5 protein-coding genes are annotated in these 4866 nt (G+C 37.1%); 4 read left to right on the forward strand and 1 reads right to left on the reverse strand.

From position 1 onward, the window contains the following. Positions 1-116: 116 nt before the first annotated feature. On the forward strand, positions 117-1457 hold the full coding sequence (locus RQ907_RS07610; protein ID WP_311492775.1) for an MATE family efflux transporter: 1341 nt from the start codon (positions 117-119) through the stop codon (positions 1455-1457). Between the two features lie 73 nt (positions 1458-1530). Here RQ907_RS07610 and tpx read toward each other — a convergent pair whose 3' ends face one another. Next, positions 1531-2031, reverse strand: a complete 501-nt coding sequence (tpx, locus tag RQ907_RS07615) for a thiol peroxidase (protein WP_311492776.1) — start codon at positions 2029-2031, stop codon at positions 1531-1533. Positions 2032-2327: 296 nt separating this feature from the next. On the opposite strand from tpx, the gene rpsL reads away from it, so the two are divergent. From rpsL to fusA, 3 genes are all read left to right on the forward strand, one after another. Then, entirely contained in the window at positions 2328-2735 is a 408-nt protein-coding gene (gene rpsL / locus RQ907_RS07620; protein ID WP_004828284.1) for a 30S ribosomal protein S12, read from the forward strand. A gap of 119 nt (positions 2736-2854) precedes the next feature. Then, on the forward strand, positions 2855-3325 hold the full coding sequence (gene rpsG, locus RQ907_RS07625; RefSeq protein WP_037328592.1) for a 30S ribosomal protein S7: 471 nt from the start codon (positions 2855-2857) through the stop codon (positions 3323-3325). A gap of 12 nt (positions 3326-3337) precedes the next feature. Then, the coding region (gene fusA / locus RQ907_RS07630) for an elongation factor G (RefSeq protein WP_311492777.1) at positions 3338-4866 on the forward strand (1529 nt) is incomplete at its 3' end.

Genomic DNA, 4866 nt, shown 5'->3' on the forward strand with positions numbered 1-4866 from the left:
AGCTACTAACCATATTTTTATATATTAAATCTTCCTAAGTTAGGGAAGATTTTTAACATAAATTTGTATTTTATGGTTTTTATAATATATTGTTTGGATGAAAAAACGGATGAATTATGGATCATTATTTAACACACGACTCGCCATCTAAGGCTATTTCTAGGTTTGCTTTGCCAATTGTGGTGGGGTCTTTATTTCAACAAATATATACCCTAGTCGATTCAGCTGTGGTTGGTAAATACGTGGGCGAAGCCGCCCTTGCCTCTATTGGGGCAAGTTTTGCCCTAACTACGATTTTTATTTGCATTGGCGTTGGGGGTGGAGCTGGCGCTTCGGTTTTAATTGCAAGATACTTTGGTTCTCGTAATTATAAAAGGATGAAGACTGCGATTTTTACTTCGATTATAGGATTTTTGGTCCTTGCCTTGGCTCTTTCTGCCTTTGGTTTGGTTTTTTCTAAAAATCTCATGGCTCTTCTTCAAACACCTGAGCAAATCCTCGACATGGCGGTCTTGTACCTTAATATTTATTTTTACGGTCTGCCATTCTTGTTTATGTATAACATCATTTCTGCCCTATACCAAGCTCTTGGAGAATCAAAGATTCCCTTGTATTTTTTGATTTTCTCTTCGGTTTTGAACGTCATTTTGGATGTGTATTTCGTGAGAGATTTGGGTTTTGGCTTAGCTGGAGCTGCCTATGCGACCCTACTTGCTCAGAGCCTTTCGGCTGTACTTTCATTTTTTGTTTTTATTAGGAAAATAAAGACAATCAAGACAGAAAATACTAAAATTTTTGATAAAAAAGAATTGGGTCTAGTTTCAAAACTCGCCATCCCTTCAATTGTCCAACAATCCACTATTACCATTGGCCAACTTTTGGTCCAGTCGGTTGTAAATTCCTTTGGGGTAGAAATCTTGGCGGGATTTTCCGCTGCTATGAGGGTGGAAAGTCTGATAATTGTCCCAATTACAAGCCTCGGCAATGCTGTTTCTTCTTATACTTCTCAAAATGTCGGAGCAAGGAAAATGGAGAGGATAGGAAAGGGCCTTAGGGCATCACTTACCATGGTTGGCCTTTATGCTGTTGTAATATTAGGTTTTTTAAGGGTGTATTACTCATCAATAATTGCCTTTTTTATGAATGAAGCTTCTTCAAGCCTTGCCATAGAAACTGGCATTGCCTACTTAAACTTTATTGGATTTTTCTTTATCCTTGTGGGTAGCAAACACTGTGTGGATGGCGTCCTTAGGGGGCTTGGGGATGTGAGAGTTTTTACCTTTGCTAATATTGTTAATTTATTTATCAGGGTGAGCCTATCAATGACCCTTGCCCACAAAATTGGCATAGGTATGGTATGGTACTCAGTGCCTCTTGGATGGCTTTTTAATCTCATTATTTCAACATCGTATTATTTTAGGATTAAAAAGAGATCCTATAAATTAAAAGATTTTTAAAAAGGATATTAGGCGATTTTAATAAAATTTGCAATCAAAAAGCTGGGGGAAAGTCCTCCAGCTTTTGCTTTTCTTAGATTAATTCTTTAACTTTTTCTAGGGCAGCGTCAAAGTTTACTTCGTTGGTTACTTCTGGAACGTATTCAACATAAGCAATTTGACCTGCTTTATCAACTATAACAACACCCCTAGCTAATAATTTTAATTCATCGATTAAGAATCCGTATTTTTCACCAAATTCTCTTTCTTTGTAGTCAGAAACCATTTCTAGGTTTGCTATATCTTCGTTAGAGCAAAATCTAGCTTGGGCAAATGGTAGGTCTTCTGTGATTGTAACTATAACAACATCATCAGAAAGCTCTAGGGCATCGTGGTTAAATTTCTTAGCTTGGATAGCACAAACGCTAGTATCAAGAGATGGAGCTACTGAATAAACAACAACCTTACCCTTTAAATCTTCTGAATTAAATTCAGAAAGGTCATTTTTTGTAGCCTTAAAAGCTGGAGCCTTTTGACCAGCTTCAACTTGGTTTCCTAAAAGAGTCATTTTATTTCCTGCAAATGTAATATTCATTTTTTCCCCCTAATTATTTGTAAATTTGCTTATAATTTCATAGCATTATAATTATACCCAAAAAAACTTAATATATATAATTTTTGCGAAAATTTTTAATAAAATCCTTGTTAATATAGGGAGGACTCTTACAAATTTTCTAACTTTAGGGAAAAGTTAGAATTTTTTTCACAAACAAGGATAAATCTTTATAGAAATAGGTATTTTACTTGACAAGTGGTAGCAAAGCGTGTAAGATAGTTAAGGATTGGCAGGAATTGCCAATTTATTAAATTTTAAAGAATAGGAGGTGCATTATGCCAACAATTAATCAACTTGTTAGAAAAGGTAGAAAGAGCGAAAAATCTAAATCAGATACACCAGCTTTAGGTTATAACTACAATACTCTTAAGAGTAGAATAACTCCTAACCAATCACCACAAAAACGTGGGGTTTGTACATCAGTTAGAACAGTTACACCTAAAAAGCCAAACTCAGCTTTAAGAAAGATTGCCAGAGTTAGACTTACAAATGGTGCTGAAGTGCTTTCATACATTCCAGGTATTGGACACAACCTTCAAGAACACAGTGTTGTACTAATTAGAGGTGGTAGGGTAAAGGACCTTCCAGGTGTTAGATACCATATCATCAGAGGTACACTAGATACAGCAGGTGTTGACGGAAGAAAACAAGGTAGATCTAAATACGGAGCAAAAAGAGGCTAGTAATTAGTTGAAAATAAGTGCATAATGTGCCTATTTATATAAAAGGTATATGTGCACACTTAACGGCTAAAACCGAGTACTCAAGATATTACACATAAGTGGTAAAGGAGGGAAGAAAAGTGTCAAGAAAAGGACATATACCAAAAAGAGAGGTAATGCCTGATGCTAAGTATAACGATAGAGTGGTAACAAAGCTTATCAACAACGTTATGCTAGATGGCAAAAAAGGCCTTGCTACAAAAATAGTTTATGAAGCTTTTGATATAGTACAAGAGACCAAAGGCGAAGACGCTATAGAAGTTTTCCACCAAGCGATGGAAAATATTATGCCAACTCTAGAAGTTAAGGCAAGAAGAATCGGTGGTGCAAACTACCAAGTACCAATGGAAGTTAGACCAGAAAGAAGACAAACACTAGCCCTTAGATGGTTAGTAAATTTCGCTCGTCTTAGAGGCGAAAAAACTATGGTTGAAAGACTTTCTAAAGAAATTATCGATGCATCTAACAATGCGGGTGCCGCAGTAAGAAGAAAAGAAGAGATGCATAGGGCAGCAGAAGCTAACAAGGCTTTCGCGCACTTTAGATATTAGTTAGGGGGATAGATGCCTAGACAGGTTGCACTTAAAGATACCAGAAATATAGGAATTATGGCCCACATAGACGCAGGTAAAACTACCTGTACAGAAAGAATCCTATACTACACTGGTAAAATTTATAAAATCGGAGATACCCACGATGGAACAGCAGTAATGGATTCCATGGAACAAGAAAAAGAACGTGGTATCACAATAGGATCTGCTGCAACAACAGCATTTTGGAAAAACCATAGAATTAATATTATCGATACACCAGGCCACGTTGACTTTACTGTAGAGGTAGAAAGATCTCTAAGGGTACTAGACTCAGCAGTAGCCCTATTCGATGCTAAAAGTGGTGTAGAACCACAATCAGAAACTGTTTGGAGACAAGCTGATAAATATAACATCCCAAGAATTTGTTTCATCAACAAAATGGATGCTACAGGTGCAGACTTCTTCATGGCAGTTGATACAATCAAAGATAAACTAAAAGCAAACGCAGTTCCACTTGAAATTCCAATAGGAGCTGAACAAACTTTTGAAGGTGCTGTAGACCTTGTAACAATGCAAGCAGTAACATATTCATCTGAAGACCTTGGAGCACATCCAAAATATTCTGAAATCCCAGCAGACCTAAAAGATTTAGCTGAAGAATACAGAAACAACCTTCTTGAAGAATTATCAGAAGTTGATGATACAATCATGATGAAATACCTAGAAGGTGAAGCAGTAACTGAAGATGAAATCAAAACAGCAATCAGAAAAGCAACTATAGAACAAAAAATATTCCCATGTCTACTAGGTTCTGCCTACAAAAACAAGGGAGTACAACCACTACTAGATGCCATTGTTGACTACATGCCAAGCCCAGTAGATGTACCAGCTATAGACGGTGTTGACCCTAAAGATCCAGATGTTGTTATCGAAAGACACCCTGGAGATGATGAGCCAACAGCAGCCCTAGCATTTAAAGTAGTAACTGACCCATATGTAGGTAAGCTAATCTACGTTAGAATCTACTCAGGTACAATCGAATCTGGTTCATATATCTACAATGCTACAAAAGGCAAGAGAGAAAGAGTTGGACGTATCATGCAAATGCACTCTAATAAGCAAGAAGAAATCCCAATGGGTTATGCAGGGGATATCGTAGCTCTATTAGGTCTTAAAGATACAACCACAGGTGATTCCCTATGTGACCAAGATAATCAAATTATCCTAGAACAAATGGAATTCCCAGATCCAGTAATCTCAGTAGCTATCGAACCAAAAACAAGAGCATCCCAAGATAAGATGATCATCGGTCTTCAAAAACTTGCAGAAGAAGATCCAACCTTCCAAACAAGATCAGATGAAGAAACAGGTCAAACAATTATCTCAGGAATGGGCGAGCTTCACCTTGAAATCATCGTAGACAGACTCTTAAGAGAATTCAAAGTAGAAGCAAACATCGGTAACCCACAAGTAGCTTACAGAGAATCAATTACCAAAGAAGCTGAAGCTCAAGGTAAGTTTGTAAGACAATCAGGTGGTTCTGGACAATACGGTGATGT

Origin of the sequence: uncultured Anaerococcus sp. (assembly GCF_963510575.1) — a bacterium.
Lineage (GTDB): Bacteria > Bacillota > Clostridia > Tissierellales > Peptoniphilaceae > Anaerococcus.

Coding starts and splice junctions, on each gene's coding strand:
- RQ907_RS07610 (WP_311492775.1), top strand. CDS start 117: ATGGATCATTATTTAACACACGACTCGCCATCTAAGGCTATTTCTAGG.
- rpsL (WP_004828284.1), top strand. CDS start 2,328: ATGCCAACAATTAATCAACTTGTTAGAAAAGGTAGAAAGAGCGAAAAA.
- tpx (WP_311492776.1), bottom strand. CDS start 2,031: ATGAATATTACATTTGCAGGAAATAAAATGACTCTTTTAGGAAACCAA.